The 22,491-nt window shown below is 33.7% G+C and carries 19 protein-coding genes; 9 read left to right on the top strand and 10 right to left on the bottom strand.

The genetic code is table 11. The features are described from left to right. Positions 1–36: 36 nt before the first annotated feature. Positions 37–4,284 carry a translocation/assembly module TamB domain-containing protein gene (locus FA048_RS12175; RefSeq protein ID WP_225872538.1) on the bottom strand — a complete coding sequence of 1,416 codons (4,248 nt, stop codon included), beginning with the start codon at positions 4,282–4,284 and terminating at the stop codon, positions 37–39. Between the two features lie 239 nt (positions 4,285–4,523). Here FA048_RS12175 and tsaD point away from each other — a divergent pair, with 239 nt between their 5' ends. Then, the gene (tsaD, locus tag FA048_RS12180) at positions 4,524–5,525 is read left to right on the top strand and encodes a tRNA (adenosine(37)-N6)-threonylcarbamoyltransferase complex transferase subunit TsaD (protein WP_136841362.1); all 1,002 of its coding nucleotides are present in this window, start codon (positions 4,524–4,526) and stop codon (positions 5,523–5,525) included. A 10-nt stretch (positions 5,526–5,535) separates the two neighbouring features. Continuing rightward, positions 5,536–5,757, top strand: a complete 222-nt coding sequence (locus tag FA048_RS12185; protein ID WP_136841364.1) for a hypothetical protein — start codon at positions 5,536–5,538, stop codon at positions 5,755–5,757. A gap of 83 nt (positions 5,758–5,840) precedes the next feature. Here FA048_RS12185 and recA read toward each other — a convergent pair whose 3' ends face one another. The 3 genes from recA to FA048_RS12200 all read right to left on the bottom strand — a co-directional run bounded on the left by recA (position 5,841) and on the right by FA048_RS12200 (position 8,678). Continuing rightward, positions 5,841–6,854, bottom strand: a complete 1,014-nt coding sequence (gene recA, locus FA048_RS12190; protein WP_136842424.1) for a recombinase RecA — start codon at positions 6,852–6,854, stop codon at positions 5,841–5,843. A 109-nt stretch (positions 6,855–6,963) separates the two neighbouring features. Beyond that, positions 6,964–7,644, bottom strand: coding sequence for an endonuclease III (nth, locus tag FA048_RS12195; protein WP_136841366.1), 681 nt, complete (start codon positions 7,642–7,644; stop codon positions 6,964–6,966). Positions 7,645–7,718: 74 nt separating this feature from the next. Beyond that, positions 7,719–8,678, bottom strand: coding sequence for a hypothetical protein (locus tag FA048_RS12200; protein WP_136841368.1), 960 nt, complete (start codon positions 8,676–8,678; stop codon positions 7,719–7,721). A gap of 204 nt (positions 8,679–8,882) precedes the next feature. Here FA048_RS12200 and FA048_RS12205 point away from each other — a divergent pair, with 204 nt between their 5' ends. The 5 genes from FA048_RS12205 to FA048_RS12225 are packed head-to-tail and all read left to right on the top strand — an operon-like array spanning position 8,883 to position 12,753. Beyond that, complete coding sequence (locus FA048_RS12205) at positions 8,883–9,509, top strand: hypothetical protein (protein ID WP_136841370.1); 627 nt, start codon at positions 8,883–8,885, stop codon at positions 9,507–9,509. 13 nt (positions 9,510–9,522) lie between these two features. After that, positions 9,523–10,620: a fatty acid desaturase family protein gene (locus FA048_RS12210; RefSeq protein ID WP_169306867.1), complete on the top strand. Its 1,098-nt coding sequence runs from the start codon at positions 9,523–9,525 to the stop codon at positions 10,618–10,620. Next, positions 10,610–11,671, top strand: a complete 1,062-nt coding sequence (locus FA048_RS12215; RefSeq protein WP_136841374.1) for a fatty acid desaturase family protein — start codon at positions 10,610–10,612, stop codon at positions 11,669–11,671. Before FA048_RS12210 ends, FA048_RS12215 begins: the two co-directional genes overlap by 11 nt. A 35-nt stretch (positions 11,672–11,706) precedes the next feature. Beyond that, positions 11,707–12,180, top strand: coding sequence for a hypothetical protein (locus FA048_RS12220; RefSeq protein ID WP_136841376.1), 474 nt, complete (start codon positions 11,707–11,709; stop codon positions 12,178–12,180). A 6-nt stretch (positions 12,181–12,186) separates the two neighbouring features. Continuing rightward, positions 12,187–12,753, top strand: a complete 567-nt coding sequence (locus tag FA048_RS12225) for a hypothetical protein (protein ID WP_136841377.1) — start codon at positions 12,187–12,189, stop codon at positions 12,751–12,753. A 7-nt stretch (positions 12,754–12,760) separates the two neighbouring features. Here FA048_RS12225 and FA048_RS12230 read toward each other — a convergent pair whose 3' ends face one another. The 3 genes from FA048_RS12230 to FA048_RS12240 form a co-directional block, all read right to left on the bottom strand. After that, positions 12,761–13,942, bottom strand: a complete 1,182-nt coding sequence (locus FA048_RS12230; RefSeq protein ID WP_136841380.1) for an MFS transporter — start codon at positions 13,940–13,942, stop codon at positions 12,761–12,763. 106 nt (positions 13,943–14,048) lie between these two features. Continuing rightward, positions 14,049–14,240, bottom strand: coding sequence for a hypothetical protein (locus tag FA048_RS12235; protein WP_136841382.1), 192 nt, complete (start codon positions 14,238–14,240; stop codon positions 14,049–14,051). Between the two features lie 371 nt (positions 14,241–14,611). Next, positions 14,612–15,199 (bottom strand): RNA polymerase sigma factor, encoded by a 588-nt coding sequence (locus tag FA048_RS12240; RefSeq protein ID WP_136841384.1) that lies wholly within the window; start codon positions 15,197–15,199, stop codon positions 14,612–14,614. Positions 15,200–15,463: 264 nt separating this feature from the next. Between FA048_RS12240 and uvrA the strand changes: the two genes are divergently transcribed. Next, positions 15,464–18,265, top strand: coding sequence for an excinuclease ABC subunit UvrA (gene uvrA / locus FA048_RS12245; RefSeq protein WP_136841386.1), 2,802 nt, complete (start codon positions 15,464–15,466; stop codon positions 18,263–18,265). An 18-nt stretch (positions 18,266–18,283) separates the two neighbouring features. Further along, a complete protein-coding gene (locus tag FA048_RS12250; RefSeq protein ID WP_136841389.1) occupies positions 18,284–18,940 on the top strand; it encodes a LysE family translocator in 657 nt (218 codons plus the stop codon). 224 nt (positions 18,941–19,164) lie between these two features. On the opposite strand, the gene FA048_RS12255 is transcribed toward FA048_RS12250, so the two are convergent. The 3 genes from FA048_RS12255 to FA048_RS12265 all read right to left on the bottom strand — a co-directional run bounded on the left by FA048_RS12255 (position 19,165) and on the right by FA048_RS12265 (position 22,484). Next, entirely contained in the window at positions 19,165–19,767 is a 603-nt protein-coding gene (locus FA048_RS12255; RefSeq protein ID WP_136841391.1) for a YdeI/OmpD-associated family protein, read from the bottom strand. A gap of 90 nt (positions 19,768–19,857) precedes the next feature. Further along, the gene (locus FA048_RS12260; RefSeq protein WP_136841392.1) at positions 19,858–22,071 is read right to left on the bottom strand and encodes a cation:proton antiporter domain-containing protein; all 2,214 of its coding nucleotides are present in this window, start codon (positions 22,069–22,071) and stop codon (positions 19,858–19,860) included. Positions 22,072–22,121: 50 nt separating this feature from the next. Continuing rightward, a complete protein-coding gene (locus FA048_RS12265; RefSeq protein WP_136841394.1) occupies positions 22,122–22,484 on the bottom strand; it encodes a hypothetical protein in 363 nt (120 codons plus the stop codon). Positions 22,485–22,491: the final 7 nt, after the last annotated feature.

A 22,491-nucleotide genomic window follows, 5' to 3' on the forward strand; every position in this document is an offset into this window, starting at 1 on the left:
TGGTGACAATACGTTAATCCTAAGCCCTAATCAGAATTATTTCTTTGGATTAGTAGCTTTTTTATTCTCATTTAAAATAGCCTCTTTAGCTAATTTAGCTTTTTCTTTTTCGGCTTCTTTTTTCTTTTGCTCTCTTCGATATTTACCAGTTATCTTTTGAAGAAACTCGTTAAATGTATCAAATTGTTGGTTGTAAATTAAGCCCAGGGAGGTTACATTCTTATTCTGATCTAAACCTGGATTTGCAAATATACTCTGCAATGTAGGTGGTTTATTAGCTAGTTTTCCTATCAATGTTCCATCCTTTTTAATTAGGCCTAATACCTCTACCTCTTTTCCAACATTGCCTCTAAATCCTCCAATAGACAAATCTGTAGAAGATTTAGAATTATCTACAATGCCAGCATTTACAATTACCCTATCATTAAAGAACTTAAACGAAGCGCTGGCGTCATTAAAGGTTCTAACGTTAATATCAACAAATGTTAAATTTAAAGATGATAGCAAGTTGTTAAATTGATTGAAAATTAATTCTGTTGCAGTACTTGTACCTACTGAGCCTAGTTGCTGCGCTAAATTTGCTTTACCAGTTCCAGGTGCAAATCTGCGTTGTATAATTAAGCTAAGGGCTTGGGTGTTTAAATTATTACCATCATTAAAATAAGATTGAAACTCTTCCTTTTTGGCCGGGTTAGCAGGAAAGAAGATATCTAATTTAATATCTGGTTGTAGTAGCAAGCCGGATAGACCCATTTCTACCTCAGTTTGTAGCCTTTCGCTAGTGTTGTTGCCTTGATCACGATTTGCTGCTATATATAAATCAGCAGTACTGGCTCTTAAAGCATAAATAGCTTTTAAGTTAATTTGGGCAGTAGTCGGATTACCTGTCCATCTAATTGTTCCACCCTGTCTAATGTCGAAACGTTTATTGATTACTTCTTGAGCAGTAAAATCGAAAACACCAGTTTCAATAATATAATCACCTTTCATTTCAAAATCGCCGACACTATTAATGTTAAGCTCTAACTCGGCATTACCTTTACCACTCAATTTACCTAAAATAGTATAGATGTTTGCTGTACTATTTGGGTCAACTTTAAGTTTAAAGTTCATTTTTAAACCATTAAAGCTAGTTCTTCTTTTAACAACTTGGGTAGTGTCTTTACTTACAAAGGTGATGAAATCTTTATCAGAAACAACGTCTGAACTATTTAAAGGCAAATTAAATATGGTGCCTTTTTCTGTTCTTGCATCAATATCTATAAGCATATTGTCTGTAGGCCCAGAAAAATAAAAGTTACCAGAAGCATAAGCCTTACCATAATAAACAGAATTGTCTTTAGAGGTGGTATTTAATGCCATAAAATTACTAGCAACCAAAGAAACCTGGATGTTTGGATTATTGATGTTATTTAAATCTACAGTTCCATTGGCTGTAGCCTTATTGCCGTCAGCATCTTCTAGCACCAAATCATCAATTTCGATTACACTCTTGCTAACTACAACCTTATCATTTAAAGTATAAGCAGTTTTAAGGTAGTTTACAGTCAGTTCCCCTTTGTTAAAGCTAACATCTCCATTAATTTCTGGTTTACTAAATGGACCCTTCACTGCAAGGTCTGCAGAAACATTCCCCTTTAAATTAGAGACTAATTTTTTAACAAAAGGTTCTAAAACCGTTAGTTTACTATCATCTAATTTAACAGTTAAGTCAATATTCTTTTCTTTTAAATCCAGAATACCTGTCATTTTTAAAGTTTCTTTACCATCAGCTAAGATTTGAGTATAAATATTAGCTAAATTCAGGCTTTTGTTGTAAGATGAGGTGTCAGTTAAGCTACCAATATAGGTGTTATTGAAATTCAAAGAATCAATATGTAAACTATCTGTAATTCTTGGGGATTTTAAAATGTTATATAAATGAGTCTTGCCATTAACATTTCCAGCTAATTTTACACCAAATGTTTTAACAAATGGGTTAAGTGTTTTGAGACTAAAATTTTCAAATCCTACAGTTAATAAATCGTTTGGATCGTTTGATATTATACCATCTACTTTTAATATTTGTTTGTTATTAGATAGAGAGAAGTTATCAATTTCTGTTTTTCCTTTATTGAAACTAATTCTTACTTTTTCTTGAATATTCCAGTCTTCGCTATTGATTTTTAAATTAGAGGGCAGAATACTAATTTTTGCCGTTGTATCGGATGCAAATTCAACCAACCCGTTCAAGTCTAGTTGATTTGCATCATCAGCATTTGATAATTTAACGTTTAAGGATAAGCTATCATTTCGTAATACATTAGAGATATTGACGTTCTTAATATACAAACTGTCGTTTAAATCAACCCTGTCTGAAGTAATGATCGCGGTTAGTTGTTTTGACGTTGTGCTCTCATCAATAATGATATTATTCACTATTATCCCTTTGTAGATTAGTTTTTTGACACTGCCGTTAAGTGTAGCAGTATTGTTCCGCGAGTCAAATGACCCAACCAAAATAGCTTCATCTTCAATTTCCAAACCAGGTAAAATCAATTCAGCAATGGGTTCAAATCGTTTAATTTTTAAGTCGAAATCAAAAATTTGGGTTTTATAGTTGATGATTTCTGTTTTAAGCGATGGGACGTAGGTTTTAGCAATAGCTTTATAATAAGAGACAATAGAATTTAAATCGTATTGCCCTTTTATACTTGCATCTAAAATGTCAGATTTTACAGTTAAGCTTCTATCAATCCCAACTCCTTGAGCTGTAAGTTGCACAGAATCAATATTGTAAATCCCTTTAGCATTATTTAATCTTATTTTTTGAATAGATAAATCGCCTTGTATATTATCTAAATTATTTCCAGAGAAATTGGTGCTAAAAACTGCATCAACTTGAAGTGAATCGTTGTATAATTTTAAGGTCTTCAGCTTTGCTTTTTTGATAGTGGCTTTAAAATTAAATACAGGTAGTTTAGGGTTAAGATTAACACCGCCATCAAAAACCAACTGAACATTTTTATCATTGATTTTTAAACTTCCATCAAAATATTTTTTATCAAAAGTTCCGTTGATGCTTACATTTCTATAGCGATAACCATTAAAATCAATATAAGTTACTTCACCTCTCAATTGTTCAGTAAGTCCTTTTATTTCAATTCCTTTGCCTTTTACATAAAGAGCTGAAGTTATTTTTCCTAAACTTTTTTCATTAAGGAGTTCACCTAAATTAAAATCAAACGTTTTAACATTACCTGTGTATGAAGGCACATCATTCTTGTCAATCTTCATGTTCACATCAGACTTTATTCTTCCTAACTTGGTCTTGAACTCCCCATAAGCTATAAAATCATTTTGGAAACCAGTAAATGAGCCATTGAAATTAATATTGCCAAACTTATTGATGATTGCCGGAATAGATTTCATTTGTTTTCCGGTAATATCTGTTAGGATTTCATCTAAATCTTTTTTGTTTGTGCCCGCCATTTCAATTTTCATATCCATGAAGGTTTCTTCCCAGTTAGGTAGCCCTTTTAAACTAAAATCTCCTTTAATGTAAGTTGCTTTTCCAGTTTTTATAGAGAGTTTCTTTGCTTTTAAGTCATTTACATAGCCAGTAATTTTACCATCAATGTCTATGTCCAATTTCATTTTTTTAAGCGCCGGTGTGAAGAATGCGATATCACTAGAAGAAATATGACTATTCTTAAAGTCAGCCTTCATTCTCACCTTATTTACAAAATCATTGAAGTCTTTCATTTTTGTAAACTTCATCTGAAAATAATCAGAAAGACGTGTTTTGTTGGTAACCAGCATCAAATTTTTTAACTCGATAGCGTTGGTGTCTATAGTTGTAAAAGAACTTAGGTTTTTAAGATAAAAACCGCTTTTTTCTTTTAAGGTTAGGTTTTTAATATTGGCTTGAATTACATGCCCTGTGGTATTTAATTTTTCGAAAATGCCATTGAGCTTGGTAATGTTAATGTCGTTGAAGTTTATTCCTTTAATTGTTGTGTCAACTTTTAAATTCTTGTATTTAAAGTTTACATTGTTTAAGATGATCCTGTCAAATAAGAATTGAAATTTTTTCTTTTTGGGTTTTTTAACTGGTGCCGGACTGTCAAAATAATCAATAATGAAATCTAGATTAGAAGTGCCATCTGGATTGTCTTTTAAATAGAACGACCCATTGTTAACTTGAACAGTATTTACATCAAGAACTCGTTCCTTTAAAGAGAATCTATTTAAATCGACCAAAAATTTTGGAAAATTAGCTAAAGTATCTTTTTTTAGATCCATAACTAACAGGTCTTCAAGCACTAGGGATTTAAACGGCTTAATGTATAAGCCGCCTATTGAAACGTTTGCTTTTAATTCTTTGGATAAATACGCGGCATATTTTTTTGCAACAAAAGTCTGTACAGGCTTAAACTGAAGAGAAAATATCAGTATAGCGAGCACCAACAATAATGATGCAATGACCCAAAGCAGTATTTTTAATAGTTTTTTAATAGTTTTGTAGCTTAATAATTATAAACGTGCCGATAATACTTGCTATAGAATCTTCTTGCGATGAAACTTCAGTTGCTATCTGTAACAACGGCAAAATTACTGCCAATGTTATTGCAAACCAAACTATTCATGAAAATTATGGAGGAGTAATTCCAGAATTAGCATCAAGAGTTCATCAACAAAACATAGTGCCTGCTGTTCAGCAAGCATTAGCAATTGCTAAAGTTAACAAAAATGAGCTGAATGGGGTAGCTTTTACCCGTGGTCCTGGATTATTAGGTGCTTTATTGGTGGGAGTTTCGTTTGCTAAATCTTTTGCTTTAGCGCTAGATTTACCATTAATTGCAGTAAACCACATGCAGGCGCACATTCTGGCCCACTTTATAGACGAACCTAAACCAAAATTTCCATTTTTATGCCTCACTGTTTCTGGAGGGCATACACAGATCGTACTAGTTAAAGACTATTTCGACATGGAGATTGTTGGCGAAACACTAGATGATGCAGCAGGTGAGGCCTTTGATAAGACAGCAAAAATCTTGAATCTTCCTTATCCTGGCGGACCATTAATTGACAAATATGCAAAGGATGGGAACCCATTGGCATTTAAATTTCCTGAACCACAAATACAAGGATTGAATTATAGTTTTAGTGGTTTTAAAACTGCAATTTTGTACTTTATAAGAGACAGGCAAAAAGAGAACCCACAATTTATTGAGCAAAATTTAGCCGATATTTGTGCTTCTGTTCAATATAGCATTGTTAATATTTTACTGAACAAGTTGAAAAAGGCAGCAAAGCAATATGACATTAAAGAAATAGCTATTGCTGGTGGTGTTTCTGCAAACTCTGGGTTAAGGAACGCATTAACAGAAATGAAAGAAAGTTTAGGTTGGAATGTATATATACCAGCATTTCAATATTGTACAGATAATGCAGGTATGATTGCGATTGCTGGTTATCAGAAGTTTTTGGTAGGTGAGTTTGTTGGACAAGATATTTCGCCGATGGCGAGAATGAATTTTTAATTTAATAATTATGGGAGCAAATAGTTTTATATTTTTCGGGTTGTTACTAATTCCTTTAATCGTCTTTTTGGTATGGATGATTAAGCAGGATAAAAAAAGAAATTATTTAGGTTTGGTTCTTTTGGTTGTGGGTATTATCATCGCAACTTATACGATAATTACACTTGATAAAAAATTTATGCAAAAGTCGAATGATTCACATGCTGCACCGAAATCTTCAAGTTTTAAATAAAAAAATGAGAAATCTATAGCTGTTTATTCAGCAACAGATTTCTCACTTAGTTCTAGTTTGTTTCGAGATGACGAAGTTTGTAGTTATACTTTTTCTTCTAGTTTATCTCCAGTAACTTCAGTTCTGATTTTTGCTTCTATTTCTTCAGATAATTCTGGATTATCCATTAACAATTGTTTAACAGCATCTCTTCCTTGTCCGAGTTTGGTATCTCCATAAGAAAACCATGAACCGGCTTTTTTGATGATATTAAAATCTACACCTAGATCGATAATTTCACCAGTTTTAGAAATACCTTCACCAAACATGATGTCGAATTCTGCAATTCTGAAAGGTGGTGCAACTTTATTTTTAACAATTTTAACTTTTACTCTATTACCAGATACTTCATCAGAATCTTTGATTTGAGAAGTTCTACGAATATCTAAACGTACTGAAGCATAAAATTTCAATGCGTTACCACCAGTTGTAGTTTCTGGATTACCGAACATCACACCAATTTTTTCACGTAATTGATTGATGAAGATACAACAACAGCCGGTTTTTGAAATTGTTCCCGTTAATTTACGTAAAGCCTGACTCATTAAACGGGCATGTAAACCCATTTTGCTGTCACCCATTTCGCCTTCAATCTCTGCTTTGGGTACCAATGCAGCAACCGAGTCAATTACGATTACATCAATAGCACCAGAACGGATCAAGTTGTCTGCAATTTCTAAAGCTTGTTCTCCATTATCTGGTTGAGCGATCAGAAGGTTATCTACATCTACACCTAACTTTTTAGCATAACCTTTATCAAATGCATGCTCTGCATCAATAAATGCTGCAATACCGCCTTTTTTCTGAGCTTCTGCAATAATGTGAGTGGCCAAGGTTGTTTTACCAGAAGATTCTGGTCCGTATATTTCTATCACACGGCCTTTTGGAACACCGCCAATGCCTAAGGCAATATCTAAACTAATCGAACCAGTAGAAATCGAATCGATGGCTTCAATTGGAGCATCGCCTAATTTCATTACGGAACCTTTACCGTATGATTTTTCTAATTTATCTAATGTTAATTGTAGTGCTTTTAATTTTTCTGCGTTTGGGTTCATGTCTTTCATCTTCTAAGTAAATAAATATGTATCGGCTAATAATTTTAATTTGTAATACTAATAACTTTAGCAAACATATTAATTTTAATTTGATTTATGCAAATAATATTTAAACTATTTTAATAAAATTATCAACATCGCTAATTTCTTTAGTTTTATAATGCTTTTCAAAATATTTACAAATATGAGTTATTTCACAAATACTACATTTCGGATTTCTTGCTACACATATATATCTGCCATGCAGAATTAACCAATGGTGGGCCATCGCTATGGTATGCTCAGGTAAATTTTTAACTAAATCTTTTTCAACTGCTAGTGGAGTTTTGCCTGTGGTTAATCCAATTCTATTGGAGACTCTAAAAACATGTGTGTCAACAGCCATTGCTGGAGCGTCGTAAATAACAGATGCAATTACGTTTGCCGTTTTGCGACCAACACCTGGCATTTTTTGTAATTGATCAATATCTGACGGAACTTGATTATTAAATTCATGGACTAACATATTTGCCATTCCTACTAAATGTTTAGCTTTATTGTTAGGATAGCTTACACTTCTAATATAGTCGAATACGATATCTGGTGTAACTTCAGCTAGGGCATTTGCATTTGGGAAACGCTGAAAAAGTGCTGGTGTAACCTGATTAATTCTTTTATCAGTGCATTGTGCAGAAAGAATAACTGCAACCAATAATTGATAAGGGTTGTTATAATGTAATTCTGTTTCGGCATTGGGTTGTTTGGCCGCAAAGTGCTTTACGAAAAGTTGGTATCTTTCTTTTTTTAGCATGGGTAAATATAGTATTGCGTATTGAGATTACGTTTGGTGAGAAGTTAATTGTTAGAATTAAATGACTGGTTAGGTCATTGGCCATTAATTTCCTTAATTAAGTTATCGCACTCTGCAAATGAATTGTAAAGAAATTTGTTCCTGTGTTTTTCTCCTTGGCCACTAAATGATATCGACCTGCGTATTAAACTCGCTACCCACGTTTTTGTTTGCTGGCAATATGTTTTGTTACTAGTTGAAAGGTAGTTAAAAGTATTAAAGCGATTATAGCATTTCATGTCATCCCCAAAATCAATCAAATAGCAAATTCCCCCGAGGACATCGCAATTGTACCAGTTAAAAGTATGTGTTGGGTCGATGGTCTTTTTACTACTTAATGCATACATGTTCATGTCTGTTAAACAATAGCGTAGCTGCTCTACAATTTGTACGGCCAGCGCCTTATCTTTAATGAAACCTGCATCAAAACCATACCTAATTTGCTCTAAGGTGCCAATAACGGTATCCTTTGACCATATTTCGGTGCTTGGAATTTCTAAATAAAGTTGATGCATTTCCTTAGCGGTTGCTAAAATTTCATCGCTAAAAAGCTTCATGTCAAAAATGGTAGCTCCATCTACTGCATTATCAGCCCAAAAAAACAGTTTATAACAGGTAAGTTCTGGGTATTTAAAGAAATGGAATAACGGAATATCGTCTGTGGTAATGGTAATGTGTTTATCCTTCCTCTTTTTTATCGCTTTTAAATTTTCTAGCAAATTGTTAAGATAGGCTTGCATATTTGGTGCTTGTCCTAAATCCATATAATCGAAAGTTACATTTGGTAAATTATTAGGCTGGTAAGTAAATGAAACTTGGAAATGATTACAAAGTGAGGTGATTTGAGGCAGGTTTAACGTGCTGTTGCCCCGTATTTTTTTATAGGCTTCATTAGTGCTGATATTTAAAACTTCGGCTACACTTTGCGCTAAATTTTGGTATTCAGGTAAGGATGATTTAATAGTTTCAAAAAACAGAACTTGCTGATCTATCATAAAAGAATAATTTATGAGTTGAATTTAGCTAAAATTAATAACTAATAGAATTATTTTCTAATTACTTAAAGTTTAAATTAATCTTTAAATAAAATATGAATATATTTTTATGCTTTAAAAGATTAATTTGTTACTCTATGGGTGCTTAAAGGATAATCTGTCTTGTTTGGTGTTGATATATTTGACCAACATAAAATTAATAAGATGAGAAACTACTCTTCAAAATTTCTAAGAAATTTCATTAAAGGAAATATTTTATCGTTTTACATTATACTATTTGTACTAGTAACGCTGAGTTCTGGTTGTGCCTCTTTTTCTAATAAAAGGATTAGGCATAGTGTTAAGAAACTAACTCCAGATAATTTAAGCGAATTAACAGGCACTTATTCTTTTTCTCCAGATTTTAGCTATGATAAAAGAGGAAATCCAGAGAAGATTACTAGCGGTATCGAGAAGGATTATTTTTATCAGTACGTAAGTAAAAAAGAAATCAAAATTGATTCTGGTGATAGATATTTTATTGCACTCACCCACCTCAAAAGAGACAGCATAGCCATATCAATCAAAAAGGGAAACCTCACTATCGATAGCTTGATATTACTAGGAAGATTACAATCGAGAGGGTTATTAAAAATTGGTAAAATGGAAGTCAAGACTCATGGCATACCTTATCTTTTGGGTGGGACGCAAAGTAAAAAAACAAGAATTGGTTTGGCCAAAGATGGCGGATTGATACTTAATCACGCGGTTGATGGTTCAGGAGCTTTTTTATTGTTTATATGGGCAGGACGAGGGTACGATCTTGCTTATCATTTTAAAAGGGTTAATTAAAAGATTTATCAGAATGAAAAAATTAAAATTTATAAAAGATGAAGGCTCACTATTCTATAAAGAATTAAATGAGCAGATAGAGCATTACTTTACCCGAAACGGAATAAAGAAAACCGGGAATAGCAAGATGTTTTTTAAGATATTTTTTTATTTCGGATTAGATGTCTTATTCTATTCCTTAATGATTACTAGCCATTCGGTGTTTACATTTTACCTATTTTATTTGTTAATGGGACTTTGTGTTTTATTAACTGCGTTTAATATTTCGCATGATGCGGCACATGGCGTTGCGGTTAAAAGTAAGTTTTGGAATGGGGTATTGTTTTCTTTAAGCTTTAATTTACAAGGTAACAACGCCTATATCTGGGGCAAGAACCATAATGAATCCCACCATTTGTATACCAATATAGAGGGTAGCGATATAGATGTATTAAATAATCCACTTTTTAGGATGACCGAATCTCAACCTTTAGAATGGTATCATCGCTATCAATTTATCTATGCACCGATCTTGTATTTATTTTACTCACTTAACTGGTTTTTTTTCAGGGAGGCATTAATGCTATTTAATTTTTCTAGTCGAACAATTAAAGTGAAAATTCCTAAAAGTGAGGTAGTTAAATTGATTTTATATAAATCACTATACATCGGATATATGATTGTTTTGCCAATCTATGTGTTGCACTTTGATTGGTCGATAGTGTTGCTGGCTTTTATGCTTAACCACTTTTTAATTTCATTATTATTTGTTGGGGTATTGGGTGTGGCACATTTATCAGATTATGTAGTGCATCCCATCCCAAATGCAAACAATAGCTTAAGCATAAGTTGGCCAAAATTGCAATTGCTAACCTCTATTGATTATCATCCTGAAAGTAAATTCTTAAACTTTGTATTGGGAGGTTTCAATGCACATGCAGTACATCATCTACTACCAAATGTTTGTCATGTACATTACCTTAACATCATGCCCATTTTTAAGGCCTTAGTGCAAAAACATCAACTAACTTATATGGAAATGTCTTATGGCGAATCATTGGCCTCTCATTTTAGGTTTTTGAAAATGATGGGTAAAAATGAACATTTAATCGTTACTCAATATGAAAGATAAACATCAATATGTAGCGGCTGATAGTGAATTGCTAAAAGCAATTTATAAGCGTGTTGGACAAGAGTTGGTCTTGGATAAGAATGCATTTAGGTGGATAATAGCGATTAAGTTTTTAGTCTATTTTTCAATTGTTCTGCTAACTTATCTTGCGTTATACAAAATTAGTCATCCAATAGGTTTTGTTGCCTGTTATGTAGCTCATGGCTTTATATTGTTGCTCTTTGCATTTAACTTTTCTCATGATTTTTCTCACAATACCATTTTTAAAAGCAAGCGGCTTAACCACATTTGTTTTGTTATAATTTACGCTTTGGTTGGTGCACATGCAGAAGCTTGGAAACAGCGTCATGTTAACTCTCACCACTATGCTCCTAATGTAGAAAATTACGATTCTGATCTTAAAATAACAAAGTTGATTAGAGTAGTGCCTGGGAGCAGACATCATTGGTTTCATCAATATCAGCATTTGTATGCACCATTTTTGTATACTTCATATTCTTTGTTTTGGATTTTCATTAAAGATTTTGTCATTCTTTTTTGTGACGATGATACTTGTGCTGTTAAAAAGAAATTCGGTTACTTCTTATCCTTTGGGCTACAGAAATTGAGCTATATTGGTTTGTTGTTGGTTTTACCCTTACTATTTACAACACAACAGTGGTATGTAGTGCTATTAGGCTTTTTATTAATGCATTTAACTCAATCCTTGTTTTTGTTGTTTACTTTTTTCATGACACATCATGTGGAAGAAACACAATATCCAAGGGCAAATGAACAAGGTTATATCAATGCTTCTTGGTTAATGAACCAAGTTAAAAGTTCTAATGATATGCATCCATTTAGTAAAACGGCAAATTTTATTTTTGGTGGGTTTAATAATCACATTGCGCACCACTTATTTCCTCATTATCACCATACATTTTACCCTAAAATAAGTATCATTTTGTATGAAATGTTAATAGAAAAAGGAATAAAGCCCAATTGTACAAGTTATTGGGGTGGAATAAAATCTCATCTAAATCATTTAAAAAAAATGGGTGCTGAAGGATAAGTCATTTGATTTAACACATTATTTAAACTTTTACTATGAAAATCATTCTTATAATTTTATTATGCCTAGTTAGCGATGTGGTTTGTAAGGCGCAATTAAAACCAAAATATAACATTAAGGTAGTCGAGAAAAATAAACACCATATACGTGGCGTCTTTTATGCGGTTACCGATAAGGAGCTTGTTCTATTAAAACATAATAGAGATACAGTTAAACTCAGTTTTAACCAAATAAAAGACTTGTATATTAGTAAACGAGGCGTGATTTTTCCATTTATGGCTCTCGGTGCAGGTGTTGCTCTTGTTGCTGCTGCTGAATCAGAATTACCTCTAGAACAGGCTGCTTACATTGTTGCTGGAATTCCTGTAGGAATTGCAGTTGGTAATTTGGTTGGTCAATTATTTGCCAATAAGCGATTCTACAGAGGATTAGAGGTCTCTGATTTTCCAAATATTAGAGCCGACCTAGAAAAGTATACTCAAATCATTTATCAGCCTTTAACCAATTAGTAAACGATGAAATACATCCTTATTATCGCCATGAGTTTATCAATGGCTAACAATAGCTTTGCCCAGCAATTTTTCGCAAATAAAGTTAGTGCTTTTTCCGTTGGGCTAGAAGCTGGAGTAGGCACTAAAGCTGGTATTTATGGTCAGTCTTATTTCTCCTTACAGAGTGATGCTTATTATTTTAAAATGAAAAATTCTAGACTTGGGGAAATTGGACTTTTTGGAGATAAGCCAACTCCAAAATTATTTGATTATGCGTTAATGGTTGGTAAAAATTTTAATGTAGGTAGCATTCATAATTTTCAATTGGGAGCTGGATTAGCTTTTACAGGCAAGGTAACTCAAGGAAAATATTTAAGAAGCGGTGGGCAAGAAAACAGTGGTATTCTTTTGTTTGGGCATAGTGTTTACGAAAAGATTCAAAATAACACAATCGGCTTGCCAATAGAGGCAAAATATAACTTGCAACTAGGGAACATAATAGCAATAAGTATATCTGCAAATGCGAATTTAAACGCCATGCAAAGTTTTGCAGGATTATCAGTAGGAACTTTCTTGGGAAATGTTAGATAGCCTTAAATTAGCTTAAACTCACTGCTGACTTTAGCTTTATCTTAGCAGGATGATGACTTTTGATTAACCATAATGCAAACAAAGCCCCCACAAAAGCCATTGCAGCGCCTACCAAAGCGGGCCAAGTATAATCAAATCCATAAACTAAAGGTAATCCGCCAAAAAACGCGCCTAAAGCGTTACCAATATTAAAACTTGCTTGGCTAGCAGATGCAGCTAACATTTCTGAACCCTTTGCTGATGTAATCATTAACATTTGAATTGGGGCAGCCAGAGCAAATGAAACCGCTCCGGTAATAAAGGTCATGACAAGGGCCAGTATGGGATTGAAAGAAATATAGTGTACTATAATTAATGTAATCGCCATGGTTAATAATAATGCGACCGAAGCTTTAGCCGGAGAAAACTTATCCGCTAGGTAGCCACCAATAAAATTACCACAAAGCATGCCTAAACCTGCTAGCATGATAATATAGGTAACACTACTCGCAGAAAAACCTGCGACATCTGTCATTAATGGAGCGATATAGCTATACCAAGTAAATAAGCCCCCTGTACCAATAGAAATCATGATGATGATTAACCAGGCTTCTTGTTTTTTAAAAAAACTCAGTTCGGTTTTTAGATCCCTGTTTTTATTTGCTGGCAAAGCCGGAAGCCATTGTTTAAGGCTTAATAAAGTGATTATTCCAACGATAGCAACAACAGCAAAAGAAAAACGCCATGAAAAATTATGCCCAATAAAAGTTCCTAACGGAACACCTAATACATTGGCAATGGTTAAGCCTGCAAACATCATTGATACTGCCTGAGCAGCCTTGCCTTTTTCGGCAATTCGGCTAGCAACTACGGAACCTACGCCAAAGAATGCACCATGCGGTAGGCCAGATAATAAACGAGAAATAAATAGTAAATTAAAATTAGGTGCAAATGCAGATAAGGCATTAAATGCCGTAAACATGATCATTAGGGCAATTAGTATTTTTTTTGGTGGGAACTTACCCGCGGCCATAACCAAAAGGGGAGCACCGATGACCACGCCAAGCGCATAGGCAGAGATTAAATAACCAGCTTGCGGAATGGTAACATTTAAATCTTTTGCAATATCTGGTAGCAAGCCCATCATTACAAACTCTGTAATTCCGATACCTAAACCGCCTAATGTTAATGGAAGTAAACTCTTTTTCATAGCACTTAGTGTTAAATTTACACTAAGCAAAGATAGGTGTTTCAATGCTAATAGAAAGTCAAATCGTTGTAAACAAAAAAGCTACCATTTTGTGGTAGCTTTTTAATTACTTGCTTTTAGAATAAGCTAAAATCTTGGCGATTGTTTCCTCAGAAGGATCTTTTACAAGCTTATTCAATTGAGGCTTAATGCTGTTGTAAAACAGTTCATCTTGTTGTTCTGCCTCTACAGCTACTTTCTCTAAAGGCTGTGTGTTAGGTGAACTGACAAGGTTGTTTGGAGTAGAGGTTTTTGTCATACGCGAAAAAAAAATATTAAGGTTTTATCAATTAAACGCAGGTAGTGCAAGTTTATTTTAATGCAAATTTAAATTAGTAAAAATTTATTAATTATACATCTGTTGATTAGTAACTTAATATGCTAAACGCTTTGCAATACTATTAAATGCATGTTTTAGCGGCTCTTCTCCCATGTCACAATTTTGTTGCGAAATTCTTATGAACTTACCTCATCATTTTTAACGAAGCATACTGATGACCCACATATACTAAACTATTATACAGGATAGCCGCAGTTTTGCAGATTAGGTTATTCGATCTGCAAAACTGCGGCGCTTTACTATTATGTGCTAATGAAAATGCTAAAACAAGCTCAGCATGACGAATTTATTTAGGAATTTCTTGTGGTTACCTCTTTTACTTTCATCATTTTGCGGAGGTTGCTCAATGCATAACGCATACGCCCTAAGGCAGTGTTAATGCTTACATCTGTTAAATCTGCAATATCTTTAAAGCTCAAATCTGCATAATGGCGCATAATTAAAACCTCTTTTTGTTCTTCTGGTAAAAGATGGATCATCGCCCGTAAATCAACATGTGTTTGCTCACGTAACATTCGTTCCTCTGCACTTTCTTCGTGAATTTGCAATAAGTTTAAAACGTCTGTTCCGTCTGCGCTGGTAATTATAGGCGCACGTTTTTCTTTTCGGAAATAATCAATTACCAAGTTGTGCGCAATACGCATCACCCAAGGTAAAAATTTTCCCTCTTCATTATAGCGGCCGCTACGGAGTGTATTAATTACTTTGATAAAGGCATCTTGAAAAATGTCTTCAGCAAGGTATTGGTCTTTAACCAATAAATAGATGGATGTGTAAATTTTTGATTTGTGCCTACGGAGTAATTCTTCTAATACAGATTCTTCTCCGTCAAGATATAACTTCACCAAATCCTGATCACTATACTGCTGTAATTTCATAGGAGTGCGTATACTAAAATTCTTCTCTTTTTATTAAACAATAAATAAGTAGCAGTTTTAATCTATAGCTTTTTCTCCTTTGATTTAAGATGTTGGTTTCTAACTTGTGTGAGTTATAAATTCAAAAGACGGATTTTTTTTTGATAATCCAACAATAAATATGTTAAAAAATGTAAAATTTTGTAAAAGGTGTCTAATATAGGCGTTGGTTGAAACCAAATTTGTAATTTTGGGATATATAAAATATTAGTTACAAGGCGGTACATGAGCAAGGAAATAGAGAAAGATCCACACAAACATATTATTATAAAAGGGGCAAGGGTACACAATCTTAAAAATATTGATGTAGCTATTCCTAAAAACAAATTAGTTGTTATAACTGGTATGTCTGGTTCGGGCAAATCATCCTTAGCTTTTGATACTTTATATGCCGAAGGTCAACGCCGTTATGTAGAAAGTTTGTCTTCTTATGCTCGTCAGTTTATGGGCAGAATGAACAAACCTGATGTAGATTATATTAAAGGTATAGCTCCGGCTATCGCGATAGAACAAAAAGTAATTACCTCTAATCCACGTTCTACTGTTGGTACAAGTACCGAGATTTACGATTACCTAAAACTACTTTTCTCTAGAATTGGCATTACCTATTCGCCAATTTCTGGTGCTGTAGTTAAAAAAGATAACGTTACCACAGTAGTGGATTTCATAATGAGTTTGGGTAATGATGCTGTAGTTACAATTTTCTGTCCTCTGCACCCGCATAACAATAGAAGTGTTAAGGAAGAATTGGCTGTATTATTACAAAAAGGGTTTTTACGTGTTTATTTTAAAGGTAAGATCTCAAAAATAGAGGATCTGTTGGAAGATGATTCTGTAAAAGACATTGAATTAACAGATACCGAAACCATAAGAATTTTAATTGACCGTATTGTTGTTAACGAAGAAGAGGAAACTTTAAGTCGGATTGCGGATTCTGTACAAACAGCATTTTTTGAAGGGAAAGGTGATTGTTTTGTAGAGCATGAAGGAAAACAGAGTTTTTTCTGCGATCGTTTTGAATTAGATGGAGTGAGATTCGAGGAGCCAACGCCAAATTTTTTCAGCTTCAACAACCCTTATGGCGCATGTAAAAGATGCGAAGGTTACGGAAATGTAATTGGTATCGACGAAGATTTGGTAATCCCTGATAAGAGCAAAAGCTTATATGATAATGCCATTGCACCTTGGCGTGGCGAAAAAATGAGTGAGTGGTTAAAGAAGTTCATCAAAAATGCTGATAAATTCGATTTCCCAATTCACCGGTCGTTTAGTGAATTAACAGAAGCACAACAGCGTTTAATTTGGACAGGAAATAAATATTTTGATGGCTTAGATCAGTTTTTTAAAGAACTTGAAGAGCAGACTTATAAGATACAATACCGTGTAATGCTTTCGCGCTATCGCGGAAAAACGATTTGCCCAGATTGTAAAGGTACACGTTTACGTAAAGACGCTTCTTATGTAAAAATTAATGGGAAGTCTATTTTAGACATGGTTTTAATGCCCTTATCTACCATTTTACCATTCTTCGAATCATTAAAATTATCAGAAACTGAAGTTAAGATTTCCAAACGTTTATTGGCTGAGGTTACAAGTCGTATCTTATATCTAAACAATGTTGGTTTAGGATATTTAACTTTAAATCGCTTATCTAATACTTTATCTGGAGGTGAAAGTCAACGTATTAATTTGGCAACCTCTTTGGGCAGTAGTTTAGTTGGTTCTGTATATGTGTTGGATGAGCCTAGTATCGGTTTACATCCACGTGATACCCATAAACTAATTGAAGTTTTACAATCGCTTAGAAACGTTGGTAATACTGTTTTGGTAGTAGAGCACGAAGAAGAAATGATGAAAGCTGCAGATCATATCATTGATATTGGTCCTGAAGCAGGTACACATGGAGGGAATTTGGTCTTTAGTGGTACTTATGATGAAATCATCAAGGATAAAAATTCATTAACTGGCCGTTACCTAGCCGGAAAAGAAGAAATTGCTGTTCCTGCAAAACGCAGAAATTGGAATGACCACATTTTAATTAAAGGTGCAAGAGAAAACAATTTAAAAAACATTGATGTAAAGTTTCCATTGGGAATTTTTACTTGTGTAAGTGGTGTTTCTGGCTCAGGAAAAACGAGTTTGGTTAAAAAAATCTTATACCCTGCTTTGCAGAAAGCCATTGGTAATTATGCTGGTGAACAAACCGGTAGTTACGATGGGATTTTCGGAAACCTTGACTTGGTTAGCCAGGTAGAAATGGTAGATCAAAATCCAATTGGTCGTTCTTCTCGCTCAAATCCGGTAACTTATGTTAAAGCTTGGGATGATGTAAGAGCTTTATTTTCAGCCTTGCCTGCAGCAAAAGCAAATGGATTAAAACCAGCTGCTTTTTCTTTTAACGTAGAGGGTGGTCGTTGTGATACCTGTCAGGGTGAGGGTGAAGTGAAAATTGAGATGCAATTTATGGCAGATATTTATTTGCCATGCGAAACCTGTGGTGGTAGAAGATTTAAGCAACAAGTTTTAGATATTACTTATCAGGATAAAAATGTTGCTGATATTTTAGATTTAACGATTGAAGAAGCTGTAGTATTCTTTAAAAATGAGCCGAAGATCTTGCAGAAATTAAACCCATTATTAGATGTTGGTTTGGGTTATGTACATTTAGGTCAATCATCTAATACTTTATCAGGTGGCGAGGCGCAACGTATTAAATTAGCCTCATTTTTAATCAAGGGAAATAATGCAAATAAAACGATGTTCATTTTTGATGAGCCTACCACTGGTTTGCACTTCCATGATATTAAAAAGCTGTTAAAAGCATTAAATACTTTAATAGAACAGGGCAATACAATTTTGGTAATAGAGCACAATATGGATATGATTAAATGCGCTGATTGGGTAATTGATATAGGTCCGGAAGGAGGTGACAAAGGAGGTCATGTAGTTTTTGAGGGTAAACCAGAAGATTTATTAAAAGCAAAAGGATCTTATACAGGTCAATTTTTAAAAGCACATTTGAAATAAATAGTATCTTAGCAAAATATGCTCTTTTTAACCTTAATTATAGGCATCTTGTTAAATGCCATGGGTTATATTCCGCCAGGGAATATTAATCTTACTGTGGCGCAGCTTACCATTAACAAGGGCATGCGCCAAGCATTGTATTTCATACTTTCATTTTCAATTGTAGAAGTATTTTTCACTTTTGGCATGATGCGTTTTGCACGTTGGGTTTCAAGCGATGTAAATTTGAATGAAAATGTAAGTGAAGTTAGATTGGGTACTTATGTAGATTTGTTTATGATTATGCTCTTTGTTGTAATGGGCACCATCACTTGGATTAACCGTAAAAAAGTTCCAAAGACAAAAGCAGAGGACAACAGAAGTAAAAAAGGCAGCGTATTTTATGGGATGTTGCTTGGTGTTTTAAACCCAGTTCAAATTCCTTTTTGGTTGTTTTTTGGTAATTATGTAATTCTACATGAGTGGATTAAAACTGATTATCTTTCTCTAGTTATTTTTAGTTTAGGCTCTGGAATTGGTTCTGCATTGGCTTTATATGGATATGCTCACTTTGCAAAGTATATACAAGAGAAATTCGCTTTAAGTAGCCATATCATTAATCGTTCTATTGCGCTTTTTTTATGGGCTTTGGCATTGTACCTGATCATTAAACAAACCGTTGTTTATTGTAACTAATTAGGTTACAAGATTTCTAGGATTAAGAATGTAGGATTTTTTTGGAAAGCATAGGCTGTAGCACTATTAACGTTTGGTCCCGCTATCCCCTTCAATATTTTTGTCATGCTGAGCGTAGTCGAAGCACAAAATATTTCCGTTATTATCGGGTTTAGTTAATGATAAACTGTTCAGGAAACGAGGGTTGCAGAATACAAAAACGCCTTAGTTCGTCCCGATAACCTTTACCTCTGATACTTCCAATTCAGCGATTTCCCTTCTGTTAACCACTCAATTGTAGTTGCCATCCTTTTTAATTTAGTGGCTTCCGTTTTCGCTGTGGTAATCCATTCTAAGTATTCCCTTTTATGAGAAGGACTAAAGTTTTCGAAGTGTTGTTTTGCTGTTGGATTTTGATTTAATTCGTCAGCAAAATAAGATGGCATTGGTATTTCTGCTTTTGGTATAATCACTTTCTTTAGTTTTGCTCCACTTTCATCAATCTTTAAGGCTTCTAAAATATATTCGGTTAAAATTTTATCTGAAGGTAAATCTTCTAACTTTTCAATTCTACCAACACTACCCATGGCACTTTCTTTCTCATTAAATAATTGATAAGGGTCTTGCATTAACGAAGCTTTCCAAAACCCCAAAGTGCAATGCCCTTTAAATGATGCCATTGAACAAATAGTAGCCTTATATTCAAAATGAGGAAAGCTCCATTTAATTGTTTCATTAATTAATGGTGAGGCTTGATGCACCAAATTTCTAATGTGATTTAAAATAGGTTGTGCAAATGGTTCTGCTTTGGCAATATAAGTGTCTATTCGTTTATCGTATTGTTCCATGGTTCAGTTTTATTCTATTAAAATTAAACAATTTTTAACCATTTGTCATTCCGAGGAACAAGGAATCTTCTAATAATAGAATGACAAAATTTATTTCAGCAACTCAGGGATCTTCTTATTGTTACCTACAATCCACACAATATCCTCATTCTCAAATACTAAATTAGAGTCAGGATTTAGAATACGTTGGCCATTTCTTTCAATTCCAACAACTAGACCCTGAGTTTGCTCCCTAATTCCAGAATCTCTAATGGTTTGACCAAAAACAGACGATTTACTATTGATGATAATTTTTTGTAAAGACATATCCTCCATCGGAATTGAGACTAATGTTTCATCTACTATTCCCTCAAACAGTGGTTTAATTTTTGCCAATTGATCATCTGTTCCAATAATTAAAAGCTTATCGTTAGGATACAAACGTTCATCTCTGCTGGGAGTAGAAATATTAATTCTACCTCTTTCAATCATGGCGATATTAACTCCATATTGTTCTCTGATTTTTAAATCTACCAAGGTTTTTCCAACTAATTCTGATTCGGGAGCAACAGTTATTTCCGTTAAGTGGGTATCCCATGGCAAAATATTTGGAGTTCTGTTTTCCCTTTCATTTAGGTTAAGCATAAACCTATTCTCCATTTTATTATAGAATGATTGGAGTTTTCTAGAAAAAATAATCATTACTAAAATAACTAGGGTTAACGCTATAATTGCAGCTACCCAAGTTTCAAAAAATTCATACATCAAAAAGCCCACAAAGAAAATCCCTAGAATAATTCTAAATATTTCAATTGCAATAAGTGGTCCACGGGTATACTTTTTATTTAACCACAGGTGAGAATAAGCAGTTCTCTGTATTCTTCTTAATGATAATGCCCATAAAAAAGGAGACATTAAAATAAAGGATATAATTACACTTATTATGGTTGAATTTGCGCCTGCATTTAATTGGATTTGTATAAATGGATTTAAAAACCTTGCTGCTAGTAAAATAATAGAAATGATAATTACGGAGTGGATAATCGTATTAAATATGTAAGATCTTAATAAAATCTTCCAATCGCTCATTGTGGTTATGCCCTCTGTACTCGAACTGTATCGTTCTATTGCTTCAACCCATTTTATAGGTAGTGCTTTATTTAAAAAATTATAGAGTGGTTCAGACAGTTTAATAAGATAGGGTGTTGTAAAAGTTGTTATCGCTGCCGCGGCAACCGCAATTGGATAAAGAAAGTCACTTGTTACTTTTAAACTTACCCCCAAAGTAGCAATGATAAAAGAAAACTCACCAATTTGTGCTAAACTCATACCTGCTTGCACAGCAGTTTTTAAAGGCTGGCCTGCAAGTAAAGCTCCCAAGACTGTGAAAATAATTTTCCCGAAGATGATTACCAATGTGATTAAGAATATTGGTAAAGCATAGGTTATCAATATACTAGGATTGATAAGCATACCGACTGATACAAAAAATACTGCAGCAAATAAATCTTTAACAGATTTAGTTAAATGCTCTATACGTTCTGCTTGTGTTGTTTCTGCTAATATAGATCCCATAACAAAGGCACCAAGTGCTGGAGAGAAACCAACCTTGTCTGCCAATAATACCATCACCAAACATAAGGCTAATGATACCACTAGCATGGTTTCATCATTCATTAATTTTTTTGTGGCTTTTAAAAAAGAAGGCACTAAGAATATTCCTCCTAAGAACCATAATATCAGAAAAAAGCCAAGCTTAAGTATAGATTTGATCATTTCTGGACCAGCAGCTTGCTGACTAACGGCCATAGTAGAAAATAGCACTAATAATAAAATAGCGACTAAATCTTCAACAATGAGTACCCCAAATACTAAACCAGCGAATTTTTTATGCTTAATTCCAAGCTCTTCAAAAGCTTTAATGGTAATCATGGTAGATGAAATGGAAATAATTCCTCCAAGGAAAATACTATCCATGTCATTCCATCCCATAGCCTTACCTATTAAGTAACCAGCTAGAATGATAAAGATTATTTTAACTATGGCTGTTATAGATGCGGATCCACCAACTTTAACTAATTTTTTAAAACTGAATTCTAGTCCTAGGCTAAATAGCAGAAAAATAACGCCTATTTCACCCCAAATGGTAATGCTTTTATTGTCGCTAACCGTTGGGATAATATTAATGTGTGGTCCAACCAATAAACCGGCCAAAATATAGCCTAACACAAGGGGTTGTTTAATTTTTTTAAAGAGAAGTGTAATCACTCCAGCTGCGGCTAAAATTAGGCCTAAATCTGCAATTAATACAGGTAAATGAATCATAAAGTATATTTTTTATTAGATAAATAATTAATGCCAAAAAGCAAAAATATCTACCAAAAAGTATGCTTTGGATAAAGGCAGCCAAAAATAAAACGATAACTATGATTAGCGTTAGCTCTTAAATATTTAACCGATTGTAAAGGGATTGATAAGATTAAATCAGGGTAGCGCAAAAAATTAACGACCACATAAAGATGATTGCCAAGATTTTGATGAATTCGATCTAAACGCTCAAATGATGGTTTTTTTACAGATTCGCTACTTTCTTTTTTAGAAGCTAATGTAGCTATTGCTTTGTCTGTATTTGAAGTAGTAATTGTTTTTTGAGCGAAAGTAAATGCTCCATCTTCTTTGGTGCAAACCACAAAAGATTGAAAACAAAACAATAGCAAGCAAGTAATCAAAAACCTCATTGCTCTA

This window comes from Pedobacter polaris, from assembly GCF_005116505.1.
Classification (GTDB): Bacteria; Bacteroidota; Bacteroidia; order Sphingobacteriales; family Sphingobacteriaceae; genus Pedobacter; species Pedobacter polaris.

Excerpts from the sequence above, each read along its gene's own strand:
- FA048_RS12260 (WP_136841392.1), bottom strand. The coding sequence starts at position 22,071 with ATGATTCATTTACCTGTATTAATTGCAGATTTAGGCCTAATTTTAGCC.
- recA (WP_136842424.1), bottom strand. The coding sequence starts at position 6,854 with ATGAACCCAAACGCAGAAAAATTAAAAGCACTACAATTAACATTAGAT.
- uvrA (WP_136841386.1), top strand. The coding sequence starts at position 15,464 with ATGAGCAAGGAAATAGAGAAAGATCCACACAAACATATTATTATAAAA.
- FA048_RS12205 (WP_136841370.1), top strand. The coding sequence starts at position 8,883 with ATGAGAAACTACTCTTCAAAATTTCTAAGAAATTTCATTAAAGGAAAT.
- FA048_RS12240 (WP_136841384.1), bottom strand. The coding sequence starts at position 15,199 with ATGAAATTACAGCAGTATAGTGATCAGGATTTGGTGAAGTTATATCTT.
- FA048_RS12235 (WP_136841382.1), bottom strand. The coding sequence starts at position 14,240 with ATGACAAAAACCTCTACTCCAAACAACCTTGTCAGTTCACCTAACACA.
- FA048_RS12225 (WP_136841377.1), top strand. The coding sequence starts at position 12,187 with ATGAAATACATCCTTATTATCGCCATGAGTTTATCAATGGCTAACAAT.
- nth (WP_136841366.1), bottom strand. The coding sequence starts at position 7,644 with ATGCTAAAAAAAGAAAGATACCAACTTTTCGTAAAGCACTTTGCGGCC.
- FA048_RS12210 (WP_169306867.1), top strand. The coding sequence starts at position 9,523 with ATGAAAAAATTAAAATTTATAAAAGATGAAGGCTCACTATTCTATAAA.
- FA048_RS12200 (WP_136841368.1), bottom strand. The coding sequence starts at position 8,678 with ATGATAGATCAGCAAGTTCTGTTTTTTGAAACTATTAAATCATCCTTA.
- FA048_RS12175 (WP_225872538.1), bottom strand. The coding sequence starts at position 4,284 with ATGGATCTAAAAAAAGATACTTTAGCTAATTTTCCAAAATTTTTGGTC.
- FA048_RS12230 (WP_136841380.1), bottom strand. The coding sequence starts at position 13,942 with ATGAAAAAGAGTTTACTTCCATTAACATTAGGCGGTTTAGGTATCGGA.
- FA048_RS12185 (WP_136841364.1), top strand. The coding sequence starts at position 5,536 with ATGGGAGCAAATAGTTTTATATTTTTCGGGTTGTTACTAATTCCTTTA.
- FA048_RS12265 (WP_136841394.1), bottom strand. The coding sequence starts at position 22,484 with ATGAGGTTTTTGATTACTTGCTTGCTATTGTTTTGTTTTCAATCTTTT.
- FA048_RS12220 (WP_136841376.1), top strand. The coding sequence starts at position 11,707 with ATGAAAATCATTCTTATAATTTTATTATGCCTAGTTAGCGATGTGGTT.
- FA048_RS12215 (WP_136841374.1), top strand. The coding sequence starts at position 10,610 with ATGAAAGATAAACATCAATATGTAGCGGCTGATAGTGAATTGCTAAAA.
- FA048_RS12250 (WP_136841389.1), top strand. The coding sequence starts at position 18,284 with ATGCTCTTTTTAACCTTAATTATAGGCATCTTGTTAAATGCCATGGGT.
- FA048_RS12255 (WP_136841391.1), bottom strand. The coding sequence starts at position 19,767 with ATGGAACAATACGATAAACGAATAGACACTTATATTGCCAAAGCAGAA.